Raw genomic sequence first — 16515 nt, forward strand, 5'->3', positions numbered from 1 at the left:
CCATGGAAATCGGCCGATGCTGGAACGCCCGGATTAGGGCGACGTTAACCACAGGCAACGCGATGGCCGGAATGTTCAACCGAGCCAGCCCAGGGTCAGCATCGCCACCACGGCGTAACGCGCAGCTTTGGCCAGCGTGACGATCAGCAGAAAGCGCCCGAGCGGCTCGCGCATGACGCCAGCGATCAGGGTCAGTGGATCGCCGATCACCGGCAGCCAACTCAGTAGCAGCGACCAGCGACCGTAACGCTCGTAATGTTTGCGCGCGGTGGCCATGTGTTTCGGGCTGACGGGAAACCAGCGTCGATCCTGAAAGCGTTCGAGGCCGCGCCCCAGCCACCAATTGACCAGCGAACCGAGGACATTGCCCAGCGTCGCCACGCCCAGCAGGCCCCAGAGCCAGTATCGATCACTGACGATCAGACCGACCAGCAGCGCTTCGGATTGCAGCGGCAACAGCGTCGCAGCGCCGAACGCGGCGGCGAACAGCCCGACGTAAGCGGCAGGCATCAGTGAGCCGGGTAGTCCGCCACCACCACATCCGTGCCGTCCTTTTTCAGGCCGATCACTTGATAGGCATCACTCATGCCGTCCATTTCCATGCCCGGCGAACCCATGGGCATGCCCGGTGCGGCTATACCCAGCAGATCATCACGCTTGCTCAGGGCCAGCACTTGTTCAGCCGGCACGTGGCCTTCGACGAACTTGCCGTTGATCAGTGCGGTATGGCACGAGCCCAGGCGCGGTGGCACGCCGTGTTGCTGCTTGAAGCTGCTCATGTCGCTTTCGACGTGGTCTTCGACTTTGAAGCCGTTGGCTTCGAGGTGGCTGATCCATTTTTTGCAGCAGCCGCAATTGGCGTCGCGATGGACTTCGATAGGGATCAGATCGGCGGCCTGGGCCAGGGAGGACAGGAGCAGGGCGCTCAGGGCGGCCAGTCGCAGGGAGGTTCGCATGGTGGGCTCTCGACAAGGATGACGGTCAAAAAGGAAAGTATTTTGACTGGATTATCCTGCCGGGCATCAACGGAGTGTTTCAAGTTGATACAAGGCAGGCTGGCAGGATGATCATGGATCAAGCCTGACAGCCTGCTGAGCGAGAGATTACAAATCTGTCAGATAAAACACGACCCCTGTAGGAGCTGCGGCACGCTGCGATCTTTTGATCTTGGTTCATAAAATCAAAGTCAAAAGATCGCAGCGTGCCGCAGCTCCTACAGGAGAATGGTGGGTCACCGGACTTTGAACCGCCCCATGATCGCGCTCACCCGGTTGTTGGCTTCCAGCAACTGTCGGGTGTTGCGCTCGCTGACCTCGCCGCTGTGCACCAGTTCTTCGACCATGTGGCGGATCTGCACCATGCTGCGGTTGATCTCTTCGGTCACCGCACTCTGCTGTTCGGCAGCGGTGGCGATCTGGGTGCTGAGGCTGTTGATGTGGCTGACCGAACCGGCCATTTCATCCAGACCGGAGTTGACCCGCGCCGTGGCGTCAGCGGCGGACTGGCAGCTGGCCTGAGTGTTTTCCATGGCGCTGACCGAGGAACTCACGCCTTGGGTCAGGCGGGTCAACATCTCGTTGATTTCCGAGGTGCTGGCCTGGGTGCGAGCGGCGAGGGCGCGGACTTCATCGGCAACCACGGCAAAGCCGCGACCCTGTTCACCGGCCCGGGCGGCTTCGATGGCGGCGTTGAGGGCCAGCAAGTTGGTCTGGCCGGCGATTGCGCCGATCACCCCGAGAATCTCGGTGATGCGCTGCGCGTCTTGCTGCATGTTCTCGACTTTCTGGGTGGCGCTGGCCACTTCATCGATCAAGGCCACTACGCTGTTGGTCGCTTCACCGACCACCACCCGTGAGCGATCGGCGTTTTCATTGGCGCGCTGGGTGAACGCTGCGGTTTCAGCGGCGTTCTGCGCGACGCTTTCGGCCGTCGAACTCATTTCGGTGATGGCGGTAACGGTCTGATCGGTTTCCGAAGCATGGCGCAGCAGAATCTGGCTGGTGTTGGCCGATGTGCGCTGCAGGTCGTCCAGGCTCGAAGCCATGGCGCCGGTGGCCTGGGTCACTTCACCGATCATGTTCTGCAGGTAGGCAATAAAGGTGTTGACCGAGTGGCCGATGGCGCCCAGTTCGTCTTCGGCACGGATGGTGATGCGCCGGGTAAGGTCGGCATCGCCGCTGGACAGCAAGTCGATATTGGCTTTCAGCGCTTTCATGCGCGAAACCAGTTGGCGGATCGCGTAGACCTGCAACAACACCAGCAGGATCACCAGCGGAATCTGCAGCAGACTCAGGCTGCTGAGCACGTCGTCACGCTGGGCGGTGAGCATTTTCGTTGGCAGGGCGGTGGCAAGGAACCACGGCGTGCCTTCGATCGGGCGCATGAAGAAAGTGCTGGCTTCGCCGTTGTTGTTGAACTCGACGCGTTGCGCCTGATCGCGGTTCTGCAGGCCGGCCTTGACCTGACTGGCGAAGGTCGAGCCGGCGGCCAGTTCGCTGATGTTCTTCAGCACGATCGGGCCGCTGATGCGCGAGCTGTTGCTGATGATCTTGCCGTCGGCCTCGACGATCAGCATTTCGGCGTTGAGGTCTTTTTCCTTGCGCGCCACCAGATCGTTGAAGAAGCCCAGCGTTACGTCGATGGTCGACACGCCCCAGGCCGCACCGTTTTTCTGGATCGCCATGGCGCAGTTGGTGCGCGGCTCGGCACTCGCATCATCTTTATAGGCCGCAGCCCAGGCACATTGGCCGCGCGGGGTCTGCATGCCACCCTTGTACCAGCTCTGATCGTAGTAGTTGGGCGCCGCGTCGCTGTTCCAGAAGGTATTCACCGCCAGTTTGCCCGAGGCATCGCGGTGCCAGAACGTGCTGAACTTGTTGCGCCCGGCCTCACGCTGACCCGGCAGTGGCCAGATCCCGCCGCCGAAGACTTTCAGCTCGCCGTATTGATCCACCAGCCCCGGCAACACCGTGTCAATGGCCGCGCTGTCGAGCAGCGGAATGGTCTGGGTGATGCTGCGCTGTTGCGCCTGGACTTTGTTCAGTTCGCCCTGAATCTGTTCGGCGACTTCGGCAATCCGGTTGAGCACCACCTGTTCTTCGGTATGCCGCAGCTTGGGTGCGACCAGTTGGCTGATACCGACCACGGTCAGCACCGACAGCAGCAGGATGAACAGAACCAGAGATAACGTGTAGCGAGCCTGAATGGTGCGGAATGCGGGCATGGATACCGGTCCTTGAACTGCGATTTTTATTGTGGGGTCGGGGGAAAACGGCGGGGTCACACCAGCGTATCGTCGGCGAAGCGGGAAGCTTTAAGTACTTTGGTGCAAGAAAGTGTCGGGCTGACGGAAGGGGCGTGTCGACTCCGATACAAATGAATCGAGCCTCTCGTCAGCCGGCGCAAAAAAGTATCGCAAGCAATCGTCAAACTGCCATGAAACCGCGACACAGTAAGCTTCTGGCATTTTGTATCGAGAATGTACAAAAATTGTAAGCGACTGCACTAAAAGGGTTGGTGCCACCAGTTCGCCGGTAGATACTTCCCGGCATTCAAGTAGTCCAGCAAGGACATTTCATGGTTATTTCACAGGGAGTCTTCTCATGACGATCGGCATTGTCGGCGGCTGGGAGAGCAAGGCAGGGGTGCTGGTTCGCAATACAGGCGCGAAGAAGGAGGTCAAGCAAAGCCTCAAGGTGCAGCAGATGCTCGCCAAGGTCGGCACCAATCCGACCGCGCTGAACACTGCCGAAATGGACAAGCAGGGCCTGCGCAAAAATATCAAGGGGTTCGATCCGGCGAATGTCTCGGTCAAGCAACTGAGCAATCTGAGTGTTTTCCTGCGTGAACGCGGACTGATTTCCGACATCACCTCCTTTACCTTGCTCAATGCCGGCGACAAGTTCGACCGTTTCGGCGTGACCAAAGACCCGGATGCAAAATTCAATGCGCTGGAGTATTTCGCCACCCAGCTCGACGCCATTCAGAACAATGGCCTCAATGGCAATGCCTACGGCAAGAACCTGATCCCCGAGTACAAGAAGGCGATCTACGTGCTGCAGAACCTGAAAACCTACGGTGAAGGCAACGCGGCGAAACCTGTGGATCAAGGCGTCAAGTCCAAGGCCTGAGCCGGTCACCCACGGCCCACCCATTGATTGGGTGGGCCGTTTTCGTTTTTAGTCCTGGTACCTTTCGCCGGCCTGCTGGGCCTGATCCTGCAGGTGCTGCATGTGTGGACAGTGCAGGCTCAGCGTTGAGGCCTGGTAGCCACGATGAAACAGTGCCAGCCAGCCGTCGCTGTAGTCATCGGGGACAATCCCGGTGAAAGCGAATCCGGCATCGGCCAGTTTGTGCAGCGCGCTGGAAAAGCCTTGGGCGAGTCTGAGTCTGATCGAAATCAGCCAGTGCGCCGGCAGTTGCGCCAATTGCTCGAGCAGGTTGTCATCGAGGGACTTGATCAGCAAATCATAGCGCCCTGATACGTGATCGAAGCGGATCTTCGGGCCTTTCCATGGCACCGCATTGTCGGTGGTACCGAACACCGCCTCCAGACGCGACATCAGCTCGCGGCAATCCTGCGGCCAGGCGAGTGCCGGCAGCGGGCGCTGATAACCGTCGATGCTGCAGTGACCCACAACAATCGTCTCCCGCCCTGTTCCACCGAACGGCGAGGGTGCGTAATCGGGCAACAGACCACAGCTGTGAAACCCCAGGCCGGCGGCCATGCGCTGCGTATACGGGTGGTGCGTGACCTGCTTGATCGTCACGCCTCGGCAATCCAGCGCCTGGGCATGAATCAGCAGCTGCTGGCCCAACTGGGTGGCGATGTTTTGCCCGCGAGTGTCCGGGTGCACCACGGTCAGTGCCAGCTCCGCCAGTGCGCTTCGGCCAGATTGACGAAACAACGTGGCGTGCCCGCAGATATGCTCGTTGACCACCGCTACCAGCGAGTGCCAGCGACCGTCACTGTGGTTCTGGCTGATCATCCAGGGCAGATACACGTGGGGTTGAGGATAATGAACGCCGTAGATTTCTTCGAACAGGCGGCTGACTGCCGGCGCATCGGCGACGCGATAGCGGCGGATGATTGTCGTGTCCATCACGCTTGCCCCTGTTGCGGATGGTCGTAAACCCGTCGATCCACGACCCGCTGATGTTTGCCGGAGCGTGGATGACAGGTCAGTTCATCGTTCGCACAGGCGGTCACGTTCAGCTCCAGCAATTGATCGGACTGCAGCTTCTCGATCAGCGGGTATTGGTCGATCAGCGCACGGCGCAGGGTTGAGCTTGCCTGGCTGATGTCAGCCGTTCGCGTGCAGGGTACCCACTTGAGGCTCAGCAGATCCTGGCTGGCTCGCTGTTCGATGAGCAGTTGCCAGTCATCGCTGGCGGCGATCGTGCGCACCAGCTCGCCGATGTCACCGGTATCCAGACTCAACACGCTGACCCGCACGCGCTGGCTGTTCATGCTGCGGCCCATCAGGGCGAACTTGCGCATCGGCGTCCCTGCCGGTTCACGCCAGCAGGCGAGGTCGCCGACCGGATAGCGGATCACCGGCATCAAGCGCCGGGTGAGGTTGGTCAGGACCAGCCTGCCGTTACGGTTGCATTCTTCGATGACGTCACCGCTCACCTCGTCGATGATCTCCAGCACGCTATGCCGCTCCAGCATCCGGTGTTCGCCCAGGCTGCAATCGCGAGCGCTGACGCCGATCAGTCCGGCATCGACGCTGGCGTAGCCGATAGAGGCGATGCGTGCGTTCGGGAACACTCGCTGGAGAGTTTGCAGCTGGGCGGCGAACAGGCTTTCGCCGCCGTAGAGCAGGGTTTCGACGCCCTCCAGGATCCGTGACTGGCGTTCCAGCCAGGCGGCGAATTTGAGCATTTGCGCCGGCAGACCGGCCAACACATTGATCCGGTACGCAAGGATCGACTCGGCCAGTACGGCGCTGTCGACGGCCCCGGTGAAGGGAAATTCGCTGACGGGGGTCTGGACATGGACCAAGGCGTCGTGGAGAAAAACGAAGCTGGCATACAGGTCGCCGACGAAGAACAGATTGGCGACCCGGTCGCCGGGGTTCAGTTGCGCCGTGAGGTGGTTGCCGAAATCGCGCACCAGGGTTTGCCATTCTGCGCGGGTAAACAGCGAGAGTTTTCCTGAGCCGGTGGTGCCCCCGGTCTTGAAGACCATCGCGTCTTCCAGCGGGCCTGACAGCACTGGCCACCGGTGCGGATGCTGACTGTCACGCCAGTATTGTTCAGGGTCGATAAGGGGAAGTTCGGTCAAGGCGCTGATGGGGGCCGCGACATCTCTGAAGTGTTCGCGGCAATAGGCCGAATGTTGCCGGGTAAAACCGAGCAAGTTGTTCAATTCAATGAGCGTGTTCATGATTTCTTCTTGTATGAAGTGGCGATGGGCCGCGTGCAGGTTTCTGCTGTCAGCGGCGCGTATCAATCAGTAAGGGTGTCTTGCCGCTGTGCCGGTTTCGGGCGAACAGCTCGACGGCACATTGCTCGACGTCCAGCGTGAGCAAACCGGTCTGCACCAGCGTGGTCAGCGTCGAATAATTCTGCAGTCGGCGGTGGGCCTCGGCCGGCTCCAGAGGGCAGTGCAGGCGCATGCGTTCCAGGCCGTCAGGGCCATGATCGAGAACCAGTTGAAACGGCGCCTGAAGATGCTGCTCCAGGATCACCAGTGAAATGAAATCGGTGCCGATGCGCAGCAGGTTGCCGTGGCGTTGCAGCAGTTCGAAGCGCGGCGAGGTCAGACCGCAGGCGCACGGGCCGGGTAACCAGCGTCCGCTGTCGCCAATGTCATAGCGCTGCACGGACTGGCCCTGACGCCCACGAGAGGTCACCAGCAGACGGCCGGATTCGCCGTCACTGACCGGCGCGTCGTGTTCAAAATCGACAATTTCCAGGTGCTGGATGTCGCTCATCAGATGGAACACACCATCTGCCGTGGCTCGGCAGGCATGCCCCAAGGGGCCGGCATCGACGCTGCCGTAAATCGCCGAGCGGATCAGGCTGACGCCGCAACTTTGCAAGAGCTCGCGGGTTTGCTCACTCAGGTGTTCGCCACCGAGAAAGACCTTGGCGACGCCACCATAGCGCCGCAGTATTTGTTGTTCGTTGATAAACAACCGATGCAGGGTGCCGGGCATGCCGATCAGCACGGTGATCCGTTGGGCTTCGATCATCTGCGCGATCTCGCGGTAATCGTCGTCCGCCGGGGCGCCCATCGGCCAGTGTCGGGCCTGCAGTTGTTCCAGCACTTTGGCAAAACTGGAAAAGCCGCCGTACAGCCCGCCGCTGAAAAACAGGTTCATGACCCTGTCCTGCGCCGGGTCCAGTCCGGCCGCGAGCAAGCCATCGGCGGCCGCCTGCATCTGGCGCTGGAAGTCGTGGTAACTGAAGCCGGAAAGCACAGGTGCGCCACTGCTGCCGCCAGAGCGAAAGAACAGCTGCGCCGCTGAAGTCGGCGGCTGGCCGACGAATTGTGCCTTGTCCATGATTGGCAGGCCGGTCAGTGGTGGTGGGGCAGGCAACTGATCAAGCGTGGAGTGGCTGGTCAGCACGTTCGGCGGCAGACTGACCGACACGCGTCGACTCAGGCGCTGCAGGGCATAAACACCGTCGTGGGGTTCGCCGTCGTAGCCATCGTGAATAGTCTCGATCGGGGTAATGCGCGTCACACCGGCGGCAATCAGCGTTTGTGCCAGTTCGGCGATCTGCGCCTCGGGACACAGCAAGGCGCAGCTCTGCAGCACGTTGCGCCAAGGCAGCAATGTGGCGCTGAGCCGCTCGCGGGGCAGTGGTTTGAGCAACAAGCTGCGAAACAGCGCAGAAGGTTCGAGCTGGCGATCATGACTCCAGATCACCCGCCAGCCCGGCGCACTCCAGACCCGGCCAGTCTGCCCGGCAAAACTCTGGGCCAGCCGGGCCATCGCCGTGCAGGTGGTGATTTGCGAAGCCTCTTCAAGCGTCGGTGCAAGGGCCGGCCATTGTCCGGCACGGCGTTCGAACGCGGCGGCCAGTTGCGTCCCGATATCGTTCAGTACGCTCGCGTCGTCGCTGTCCACCAGCAACCACTGCGGGCTGGAGCAGGCTTGCTGATCGAGGCGGCAGACTTCATCGACAATCGCATCGAGCACGGCGGGCGATGCCGCGTCCGGGATCAGGTAGGCGAAGCTGATGCGGTGCCCCCAGTCGATCCAGCGACAGCCTGGCGGGATCTGCTGGCGGATGGCTTGCAGCGCGGTTTCGCCGCCCCACGCCGCGACACCGTTGGCGTGCCTGCACAGCTGGCCGATTTGTTCGGTGCGGGTCGGCAGCACTGCCACGTAACCATTGAGTTGTCCGCTTGCATCACATGCAACCAACGCCTGCAGCAGGCGCGCGGTGAAGCCAGCGTCACTGCTGCTGGGGCGCAGCCAGTTGACGTTGCCGCTCAGCAGACTCTCGATCACCGCACAGAACGCCAGCAGCGGCGCGTTGGCCGGAGTGATATGCACCACCAGGCCCAGCGGACTCCAGCGCTCGAAGCGTGACTGTCGATAGTCGATACGGCGCAGCGATTCGGGGCGCAAGCCCAGTTCACGATCCAATTTGGCTTGCAGGGCGGCAGGCTGGCAGAAATCGATCAGTGCCTCGCGCTGACCGGGAGCCAGTGGCAGTTCCGTTTCTTCTTGTTGCAGACGTTCGGCGAAGGCCTTGGCAGTGGCAAGCAGTGTGCTGGTTTGCAGTGGAATCTGCAGCCTTCGTGGCAACTCCAGCTGAAGTTGGTGCAAGGCGCTGTCGAGGCTGCACTCGGTGTGCAACTGACCGTTGATCAAGTACATATCAGTGCCTCCCCAGCAGTTCGGACGCGGCCATGGCACAGCTCCTCGCGGCCGTGGTGCCGGCGCGGCCATGCAACTGGAACCAGTCGCTGGCCAGACCGCAGGCACAGCTGGTGCCCGGATGCAGTGTGGCCAGATCGCTCATGACCACGGCATGGGCCGGGCTTGAGGAAATGTAGGGTGAGACCAAATTCAGCAGGCCACGCTGGCCATAGGGCAGCACCGAAAAATCCACCGGGCTGCGTACATACACTTTCGCGTAGACCGGTACATGAAAGTGATGGTGGGTACATTCGACGTAAGGCACCGCGTGTTCGACGGCGCCGTAACCGTCGCGACAGTCTTGGGAAGGGATGCCCAGTTGTTGCTGGATCCGCGCATACAAGGCTTGTCTGGGGACTTCTTCGGCGGCACGGGTTTTCCAGCCGCCGCCGAAAAATGCCAGCGATCCGGCCGCCAGTTGCAGGTCTGCCACGCCGGTCGCGCGCATGCGTTGCAGGGTTTCCCAGAGAAAGGCGGGAAAGCCGAAGATGCGCACCGGCAGACCTTCTTCGGCAAAGGCCTGCAAGGCGCTGATCACGCCGAACAGATCAAACTGGTGGCCGTCACCATTGCGACGCAGGGCGTAAACCACCCGATTGGCGGGAGCAAAACTGCAGAGGAACTGATCGGTGAAGGATGTGCCCAGGGTGTTTTTCTGCTCGGGCTCATAGCCGAGCAACAGGTAATTGCACGGGGCATGCGGGGTAATCCAGCCATATTGGGCGAAAATCCGTTCGACCATGTACTGCGCGGCGCCGAGGCTGCGCGCGTCATAGCGCATGCGGCTCTTCTGCCCGCTGGTGCCGGAAGAGGTCAGTTCCAGGGCGTCCTCGCCCGTGGGACTGAGCAGCATCTGTTGCTTGAAGAAACTGGCGAAAATCGGTGGCAATTGCGACCAGTCGTCGAGCGTGTCCAGGTCATCGACAGCGATTGAATGGGCGCCAAGCCAGTGGTTGTAACCGGGCGTATGGCGAGCGTGGAACCGGGTGATTTCGCTCATGGCCTGATTGAACAGCCCCTTGGGCACGGCATCCGCGCAATAGGGCTGCGGCAATGCGCAAAGCGCATCGCTGTGGGGAAACTGAGTCATCGAATATCCTTATTGATGTGTGGTGGGTGCGGCGAGTGCCGCAGAAGGCGGTAGAGCAGGGGCAGGCACAGCAGGCCACCGAGGCCTGCCAGCAGGGAAAAGGATTGCAGGCTCGAACCACCGCCGATAACGGCGATGAGCGAGCCGCCGCAGCCCATCACGGCAATCGACAGCATGCCGATCATGGCCGAGACCAGCCCCTTGCCCGCATCGCTGGAAAACAGCGCCAGGCGGTACAGCGCGGCGTTACTCATGCCAAGCCCCAGTGCATACACGGCCAGTGCGCAAACGGCCAATGGCAGCGCAGCCGAACTCAGGGCAGCAGTGATCAGCCCCAGCAGTCCGAGGCAAAACGGCCACAGGGCCAGACCGATCACCTGGGCGAGCGTGTGCCCGACGAGCAATCGATCCAGTAATAAATTGCCGAGGATCACCGCCGCAAACACCGGGATCTGCCACAGGCCATATTCCAGCGCAGACAGCTCCAGGCGTTGCATGAGCAGCACCGGCGCCAGTCCGATCCAGGCAATCAGCGGTAGGCTCATCAGGCCCAGTGTCAGACTGGCGCCGATGAATCGGCGGTTGCGCAGCAGCGCGAGGTAACCGAGGCCGATTTGCCTGAGCGAAAACGCGGCGGGAGCCTGTCGCTGGCCGTCACGGCGCACGACGCCGATCGTTTCCGGCATCCAGGCAAACAGACCGAGCCAGACAACCACACTCGTTGCCGCCAGCCCCAGAAACATCTGTCGCCAGCTCAGCCATTCCAGCAGCAGGCTGCCGAGCAAAGGGCCGAGTAGCGGCGACAACAGTGCCACGTTGCCCAGTAATGCCATGAGACGCACCGCATCCGCCTCGCAGAACACTTCCTGCAGGGTCGGGTAGCTGACGGCGACCACAAAGCCCAGGCCCATGCCCTGGATCAGGCGCAACACATTAAAGGCTTCAATGCGCTGCGTTACGACTGCGGCGCTGCACGCCAGGCCGAACAGCGCACAACCGAGCAACAGCAAGCGACGCCGGCCGTAACGGTCGGAAAGGGGGCCGATCAGCCATTGCAGGCACACGCCGCCAATCAGATACAGGTTGAAGGCGTTGGCTACATGCCGGGTATCGGCGTTGAACTCGCCGGTCACCGTCAACATGGCCGGCATGATCATGTCGCTGGCCATATAGGTGAGCAGCTCAAAAGCGGTAATGGCCAGGCAGAAGCCGATAATCTGCACGGGCGCCATTACGATCAAGGTTCTCTGCATAAACATCCCTGTTTCAATAAGCGAGAAAAGTTCGCAGAGACTAGAGGCAGAGTTGTCGCGGCAGCCAATCCTTTGCTGCGACATGAAATTTCAAATACTTACAGCGTATTTACTTTCCCCCGCAGGCCGATCGACAAGGCGTTTGCGAGCACAGGCGCGCCAACAAAAATGCCCGCTGGCGGGCGGGCATGGTTGGCATTGAAAAGGCTGGTGAGGTATCCCGACCGGTATTTCAGGCGTACCGGCGGGCGAACGACCCTGTTCTATCGATGGTAATAACCGGGGCCTTCCTGATAACGATGGTGGCCGTCATGCCAGCCGCCGTGGGGGAAAATGATGCAGCCGCTCAAGGTCAGTACGGCAAGGAGGGGAATCAGCCAGGTGATTCGACGGAACATTTCAGAAATCCTCATGGTTACGCCGTCATGAAGCCAAAACTCTTCATCGGCTGTAACATGAGACCGCGTTCGGCCAGGTCCATCCCCGCAACACGGTATGTGCATGGCATGCAACCGGATACAGACCGGATACATTTGAAAGGTTCAGGAACCCGCGATGACTCAGAAGCAACGTTTGAAATACTCGATACTGATCGCCCTGTCGGTGCTGGCGATCATGCTCGGCCTGTCCTGGCTGCAAAATGCCGGGATGATCAGTGAGAAAATGTTCCAGTACATCGCCATCGGTGTGGCGGTGGTCGTGGTGGTGATCAACGGGGTGATGCGCCGCAAGGTCAAACCCTGACGGCGATCGCGGGACGCTTCAATCGTGATTGAGCACTGCAGCAGCCTGTGGATGCAGGCTGTAACTCTTGTCCGGGTTGAAGGTGACCACCCCTTCGGCGCATAGACGCTTCAACACTTCGCGCACGCTGAGAAAGGACAACGGAATATCCAGGTCCAGCAGTTGGCTGTGCACGCCGCGCACGCCCAGGCGTCGATCGCTTTGTGCGGCGACCAGCAGGGCGTCGATGACTTTCAGACGAATCAGGCTGGTGCGCAGGCCGAAGCTTTTCAGCAACAGACGAATCCGCTCATTGCCCTGGCGCTCGGGGCTGGGGGCGAAGCTGCTCGCGCGGGAACTCATGGAAGCTCCTTGTGACGCCTGGCTACCGTCCATTGGTAGTTGCGAGTTGTACATGGGATTACTCCTTTTCAGAGCCCGATCAGGAAACGTTTTGACTGCTCTCAGTAAACAAGACGTTTCAGCACGACAAATCATGAAAGGAAATATGTAGAAATTTTGTCGGTTATTCGTTGTTTTCCCGTAATCAGTGGATTGCACCCCCGTCAATCGGGCTAAATTTTTTTTCTCGCATTCGTTTCCTGAACAGCCGTCTTGCGCCCAGGCGCATGAATCAATTTCAGAGCGGATCCGGCGCAAGCGCCGATCCTTGTCTTGTCGTTCAGGAGCGAGTGTGATTATTTCCCGACAGTTAACCGGACTGGCCCTCGCCGGTGCGTTTCTCGGACTCAGTCTGTCCGCCCATGCCTTCAGTCCCGCTGCACAAGCCAGTGCCGATATCCGCCGCACCTCCTTTGGTGTGCCGCACATCCGTGCGGAAAATGAACGCGGACTGGGTTTCGGCATCGGTTACGCCTATGCGCAGGACAACCTGTGCCTGCTGGCTAACGAGATCGTCACGGTCAACGGCCAGCGCTCGCGTTATTTCGGGCCGGAGCAGTTCACCGTCGAACAACGCGAGAATCGCGTCAGCGACCTGTTCTTCACCTGGCTCAACACTCCCGCAGCGGTGAAAGCCTTCTGGGACGCACAACCGGCGCAGGTGCACGACCTGGTGGAAGGTTATGCCGCGGGCTACAACCGCTATCTCGCCGAGCGCCGCCAGCAGGGTCTGCCGCAACAGTGTCAGGGTGAGTGGGTGCGTGATATCAGCGCCGAAGATCTGGTGAAACTCACTCGGCGCCTGCTGGTCGAGGGCGGTGTCGGGCAGTTCGCCGAGGCGCTGGCTGGCGCGACGCCGCCGCAGGCCACGGCGCAGCTCGGCAGCAATGCCCAGGCCTATCAATTGGCGGACGCGCGCCTGCAGCGCTTCGCTCTGGATCGCGGTAGTAACGCCGTGGCGGTGGGCAGCGAGCGCTCGTTCAACGGGCGCGGCATGCTGCTGGCCAACCCGCATTTCCCGTGGGTGGGCGGCATGCGCTTTTACCAGATGCACCTGACCATTCCGGGCAAACTCGACGTCATGGGCGCTGCCTTGCCGGGGTTGCCGATGATCAACATCGGTTTCAATCAGCATCTGGCGTGGACCCACACCGTGGATTCATCCAAACACTTCACCCTGTATCGTCTGCAACTCGACCCGAAAGACCCGACCCGCTACATGCTCGACGGCAAGTCCCTGCCGCTGAACAAGCAGACGGTCACCGTGCAGGTCAAACAGGCGGACGGCCAGGTGGTGCCGGTTTCGCGCGATGTCTACAGCTCGCAGTTCGGCCCGATCGTGCAATGGCCGGGCAAGCTCGACTGGGATCATCAGTACGCCTACAGCCTGCGCGACGCCAACCTGGACAATGATCGCGTGCTGACGCAGTGGTACGCGATGAACCAGGCGTCGAGCCTCAAGGATCTGCAGGATTCGGTGCACAAGATTCAGGGCATCCCCTGGGTCAACACCCTGGCCGTGGATGACCAGGGGCAGACGCTGTACATGAACCTGTCGGTGGTGCCGAACGTCAGCGCCGACAAACTGGCCAAATGCAGCGACCCGCGCATCGGCTTGCAGATGATCGTGCTCGACGGTTCCAACAGCGCGTGCGCCTGGGATATCGATCCGCAAGCTGCGCAGAAGGGCATCTATGCTGCCAGCCAGCTGCCGCAACTGTTGCGCAAGGATTTCGTCCAGCACTCCAACGATTCCGCGTGGCTGGCGAACCCGGCACAACCGTTGACCGGATTCTCACCGCTGATCAGTCAGGACGGCCAGCCGCTGGGCCTGCGTGCGCGATTTGCGCTGGAGCGCCTGAGTGCTCTGGGCAAAAAAGGTTCGTTGGCGGTGAAGGATCTGCAACAGATGGTGATGGACGACAACGTTTATCTGGCGACTCAGGTGCTGCCTGATTTGCTAAAGTTTTGCGCCGCGGATCTGGGTGCGGACGCGGCCGCGTTGAAGCCGGTTTGCGCCAGTCTCAAGGGTTGGGATGGCCGGGCGAATCTGGATTCGGGCATTGGTCTGGTGCATTTCCAGAACATCATGCAGGCGCTGCAAGCGTCGCCGGATGTCTGGCGCGTGCCGTTCGATCCAAAAGACCCGCAACACACGCCACGCGGTCTGGCGATCGAGCAACCGGCGGTGAGCAAGGCCCTGCGTGAAGCGCTGCTGGCGTCGGCCGCCACCGCGCAGAAAATGGGCCTGAAACCCGACACCCGCTGGGGCGATATCCAGGTGGTGAGCAGCGGCGCTCGACAAACCGCGATTCACGGCGGGCCGGGAACGCTGGGGATCTACAACGCGATCCAGAGCGTGCCGCGTGAAGATGGCAAACTCGAAGTGGTCAGCGGCACCAGCTATCTGCAAGTGGTGACCTTCGACGACAAGGGCCCGCACGCTCAAGGGCTGCTGGCGTTTTCGCTGTCGAGCGACCCCGAGTCGAAATACTCCCGGGATCAGACCGAGGCGTTTTCGAAAAAGCAGTGGAGCGTGTTGCCTTTCACTGAGCAGCAGATCGCTGCCGATCCGCAATATCAGGTGCAAACGGTTCGCGAGGTGGCGGGCAAGACTGCCGGAGTGGCTGCGCAGTAAGTTGTCCTGAACGAAAAAGCCGCTGCTCCTTGACAGGAACAGCGGCTTTTTTAATGCCTTGAGTCAGCCATGGCCGACGGGAACCGGTTTCAGGTTTTTGGCGGCTGCCGCGGCATCGAGTTGATCACCGGATCACCGTCGGTGTTACGCGTCAGGTAAACCGGCAATACCTTGGGCAGGGTGTTGACGAGGCCGCCGAGTTCTTTGATGTTGTAGACGCCGCCGACGCGGATTGCGCCGGTACTGGCGTCGGCCAGTTTCAGCGGTTTGCTCAGGTAGCGATTGATCAGCGGCAAGGCTTCGTTCAGTGCCAGGTTGTCGAGCACCAGTTTGCCGCTGCGCCAGGCCAGGGCGTTATTGTTGGCGTAGGTCTGGCTGATCTGTGGCGTGTAGTCGCCATGCCGGTACTGCGCCTGCATGGCCGGCCCCAGGCGCAGACCGTCGCCGGGCAGGGCAGCGTTACTGGTCACCAGCACCGAGCCTTCGATCAGATTGACCCGCACCTGATCTTCGTAGAGCCAGACATTGAAGCGGGTGCCGGTCACGCGGATCTTGCCTTCGCCGGCCCTGACCACGAACGGGTGGGAGAGGTCATGGCTGACTTCGAAAAACGCTTCACCCTTTTTCAGGCTGACCCGCCGCTCGTCCTTGTAATTGCTGAAGGTCAGCTCGGTGTTGAGGTTGAGCTCGACCTGACTGCCGTCCTTCAAGGTGACTTGACGGACATTGTCGGTGGCTTCGAAATGCTGATAGCTGTTGGGCAACCAGCCCAAGTTCCAGCCACTGTACGCCGCCAGTGGCAAAGCCAGGGCGCAGACGCTTGCGGCGATTGCATAGCGCCGCCAGGCGGGCACCGCATTGGTCAGCGGCACAGTGAGCGTTGGTGGCAGCGGCGGACGCGGCAGATGTTCGGCAACGTCCCAGATCTCCAGCATGGCTTCATATTCGAACGCATGCAGCGGATGAGCATCGCGCCATTGCTCGAAAGCCAGACGCTCCTCGACAGAGCAGTCTACGGCGTGCAGACGCATGCACCAGTGCGCGGCGGCATCGGTGATCGCATCGTATTCGGCTTCCGAGAGGGATTCTTGGGTCATTGACTCGTCCTGATTTGCTGCATTCTAACCTTGAGAGCCGGGTGCCGAGAACATCCGTCATGGCAATTGCCCATCAAAGTGGAACTTATTTTTCCGTGTGACGCCAAAATTCAGGACGTCTGACGTACATCATCCACAAATGGAGTGAAAAAATGATCAAAAAAACCTTAGCCGCTGCAATCGCCACTGCCGCCTTGTTCAGCGCCGGTGCCGCCATGGCTGATCGTCCCGGTGCGGGCTGGGTCACCATCGAAAAGGCTATCGAGATCGTGAAAACCAAGGCCGGTTACGTCGAAGTCTATGAAATCGAGGCCGACAATGACGGCTACTGGAAAGGCGAGGGCCGCAAAGCCGACGGTTCGGTGTATGAATTCCGCATCGACGGCGCTTCGGGCAATGTATTGCGTGACCAGAAAGACTGAGTTCA

General features: G+C 60.6%; 15 protein-coding genes. 4 read left to right on the forward strand and 11 right to left on the reverse strand.

Annotated elements, in window-relative coordinates:
• Nucleotides 1–75: 75 nt before the first annotated feature.
• The 3 genes from AC1RBR_RS12700 to AC1RBR_RS12710 form a co-directional block, all read right to left on the reverse strand.
• Nucleotides 76–510 carry a YqaA family protein gene (locus AC1RBR_RS12700; RefSeq protein ID WP_492564715.1) on the reverse strand — a complete coding sequence of 145 codons (435 nt, stop codon included), beginning with the start codon at nt 508–510 and terminating at the stop codon, nt 76–78.
• Entirely contained in the window at nt 510–956 is a 447-nt protein-coding gene (locus AC1RBR_RS12705; RefSeq protein ID WP_095135615.1) for a DUF411 domain-containing protein, read from the reverse strand. The genes AC1RBR_RS12700 and AC1RBR_RS12705 overlap by 1 nt, the downstream gene beginning before the upstream one ends.
• A gap of 275 nt (nt 957–1231) precedes the next feature.
• Nucleotides 1232–3223, reverse strand: a complete 1992-nt coding sequence (locus tag AC1RBR_RS12710; protein ID WP_492564718.1) for a methyl-accepting chemotaxis protein — start codon at nt 3221–3223, stop codon at nt 1232–1234.
• 379 nt (nt 3224–3602) lie between these two features.
• Here AC1RBR_RS12710 and AC1RBR_RS12715 point away from each other — a divergent pair, with 379 nt between their 5' ends.
• Nucleotides 3603–4130, forward strand: a complete 528-nt coding sequence (locus AC1RBR_RS12715) for a hypothetical protein (RefSeq protein ID WP_027612032.1) — start codon at nt 3603–3605, stop codon at nt 4128–4130.
• A gap of 48 nt (nt 4131–4178) precedes the next feature.
• Here AC1RBR_RS12715 and AC1RBR_RS12720 read toward each other — a convergent pair whose 3' ends face one another.
• From AC1RBR_RS12720 to AC1RBR_RS12745, 6 genes are all read right to left on the reverse strand, one after another.
• Entirely contained in the window at nt 4179–5102 is a 924-nt protein-coding gene (locus tag AC1RBR_RS12720; RefSeq protein WP_443533732.1) for a GNAT family N-acetyltransferase, read from the reverse strand.
• Entirely contained in the window at nt 5102–6391 is a 1290-nt protein-coding gene (locus AC1RBR_RS12725; protein WP_492564721.1) for a phenylacetate--CoA ligase family protein, read from the reverse strand. The genes AC1RBR_RS12720 and AC1RBR_RS12725 overlap by 1 nt, the downstream gene beginning before the upstream one ends.
• A 49-nt stretch (nt 6392–6440) precedes the next feature.
• On the reverse strand, nt 6441–8843 hold the full coding sequence (locus AC1RBR_RS12730) for an aldehyde dehydrogenase family protein (RefSeq protein WP_492564723.1): 2403 nt from the start codon (nt 8841–8843) through the stop codon (nt 6441–6443).
• Nucleotide 8844: 1 nt separating this feature from the next.
• Nucleotides 8845–9975: a LuxE/PaaK family acyltransferase gene (locus AC1RBR_RS12735; protein ID WP_492564725.1), complete on the reverse strand. Its 1131-nt coding sequence runs from the start codon at nt 9973–9975 to the stop codon at nt 8845–8847.
• Nucleotides 9972–11228, reverse strand: coding sequence for an MFS transporter (locus tag AC1RBR_RS12740; RefSeq protein ID WP_492564726.1), 1257 nt, complete (start codon nt 11226–11228; stop codon nt 9972–9974). Before AC1RBR_RS12740 ends, AC1RBR_RS12735 begins: the two co-directional genes overlap by 4 nt.
• Nucleotides 11229–11491: 263 nt before the next feature.
• The gene (locus AC1RBR_RS12745; protein ID WP_256214187.1) at nt 11492–11626 is read right to left on the reverse strand and encodes a hypothetical protein; all 135 of its coding nucleotides are present in this window, start codon (nt 11624–11626) and stop codon (nt 11492–11494) included.
• Nucleotides 11627–11783: 157 nt separating this feature from the next.
• Here AC1RBR_RS12745 and AC1RBR_RS12750 point away from each other — a divergent pair, with 157 nt between their 5' ends.
• Entirely contained in the window at nt 11784–11972 is a 189-nt protein-coding gene (locus tag AC1RBR_RS12750; protein WP_025109975.1) for a hypothetical protein, read from the forward strand.
• An 18-nt stretch (nt 11973–11990) separates the two neighbouring features.
• Here the strand turns inward: AC1RBR_RS12750 and AC1RBR_RS12755 are convergent, their stop codons facing one another.
• Nucleotides 11991–12368 (reverse strand): fe2+ zn2+ uptake regulation protein, encoded by a 378-nt coding sequence (locus AC1RBR_RS12755; protein ID WP_027612026.1) that lies wholly within the window; start codon nt 12366–12368, stop codon nt 11991–11993.
• Nucleotides 12369–12645: 277 nt separating this feature from the next.
• Between AC1RBR_RS12755 and pvdQ the strand changes: the two genes are divergently transcribed.
• Nucleotides 12646–14991: a bifunctional acylase PvdQ gene (gene pvdQ / locus AC1RBR_RS12760; protein WP_492564728.1), complete on the forward strand. Its 2346-nt coding sequence runs from the start codon at nt 12646–12648 to the stop codon at nt 14989–14991.
• Between the two features lie 89 nt (nt 14992–15080).
• Here pvdQ and AC1RBR_RS12765 read toward each other — a convergent pair whose 3' ends face one another.
• Nucleotides 15081–16088, reverse strand: coding sequence for a FecR family protein (locus AC1RBR_RS12765; protein ID WP_492564730.1), 1008 nt, complete (start codon nt 16086–16088; stop codon nt 15081–15083).
• A 152-nt stretch (nt 16089–16240) separates the two neighbouring features.
• Between AC1RBR_RS12765 and AC1RBR_RS12770 the strand changes: the two genes are divergently transcribed.
• Complete coding sequence (locus AC1RBR_RS12770) at nt 16241–16510, forward strand: PepSY domain-containing protein (protein ID WP_007961867.1); 270 nt, start codon at nt 16241–16243, stop codon at nt 16508–16510.
• Nucleotides 16511–16515: the final 5 nt, after the last annotated feature.

It is taken from the genome of Pseudomonas sp. GW823-FHT01D03 (assembly GCF_058798255.1).

Excerpts from the sequence above, each read along its gene's own strand:
- AC1RBR_RS12700 (WP_492564715.1), bottom strand. The coding sequence starts at position 510 with ATGCCTGCCGCTTACGTCGGGCTGTTCGCCGCCGCGTTCGGCGCTGCG.
- AC1RBR_RS12705 (WP_095135615.1), bottom strand. The coding sequence starts at position 956 with ATGCGAACCTCCCTGCGACTGGCCGCCCTGAGCGCCCTGCTCCTGTCC.
- AC1RBR_RS12710 (WP_492564718.1), bottom strand. The coding sequence starts at position 3,223 with ATGCCCGCATTCCGCACCATTCAGGCTCGCTACACGTTATCTCTGGTT.
- AC1RBR_RS12715 (WP_027612032.1), top strand. The coding sequence starts at position 3,603 with ATGACGATCGGCATTGTCGGCGGCTGGGAGAGCAAGGCAGGGGTGCTG.
- AC1RBR_RS12720 (WP_443533732.1), bottom strand. The coding sequence starts at position 5,102 with ATGGACACGACAATCATCCGCCGCTATCGCGTCGCCGATGCGCCGGCA.
- AC1RBR_RS12725 (WP_492564721.1), bottom strand. The coding sequence starts at position 6,391 with ATGAACACGCTCATTGAATTGAACAACTTGCTCGGTTTTACCCGGCAA.
- AC1RBR_RS12730 (WP_492564723.1), bottom strand. The coding sequence starts at position 8,843 with ATGTACTTGATCAACGGTCAGTTGCACACCGAGTGCAGCCTCGACAGC.
- AC1RBR_RS12735 (WP_492564725.1), bottom strand. The coding sequence starts at position 9,975 with ATGACTCAGTTTCCCCACAGCGATGCGCTTTGCGCATTGCCGCAGCCC.
- AC1RBR_RS12740 (WP_492564726.1), bottom strand. The coding sequence starts at position 11,228 with ATGCAGAGAACCTTGATCGTAATGGCGCCCGTGCAGATTATCGGCTTC.
- AC1RBR_RS12745 (WP_256214187.1), bottom strand. The coding sequence starts at position 11,626 with ATGTTCCGTCGAATCACCTGGCTGATTCCCCTCCTTGCCGTACTGACC.
- AC1RBR_RS12750 (WP_025109975.1), top strand. The coding sequence starts at position 11,784 with ATGACTCAGAAGCAACGTTTGAAATACTCGATACTGATCGCCCTGTCG.
- AC1RBR_RS12755 (WP_027612026.1), bottom strand. The coding sequence starts at position 12,368 with ATGTACAACTCGCAACTACCAATGGACGGTAGCCAGGCGTCACAAGGA.
- AC1RBR_RS12765 (WP_492564730.1), bottom strand. The coding sequence starts at position 16,088 with ATGACCCAAGAATCCCTCTCGGAAGCCGAATACGATGCGATCACCGAT.
- AC1RBR_RS12770 (WP_007961867.1), top strand. The coding sequence starts at position 16,241 with ATGATCAAAAAAACCTTAGCCGCTGCAATCGCCACTGCCGCCTTGTTC.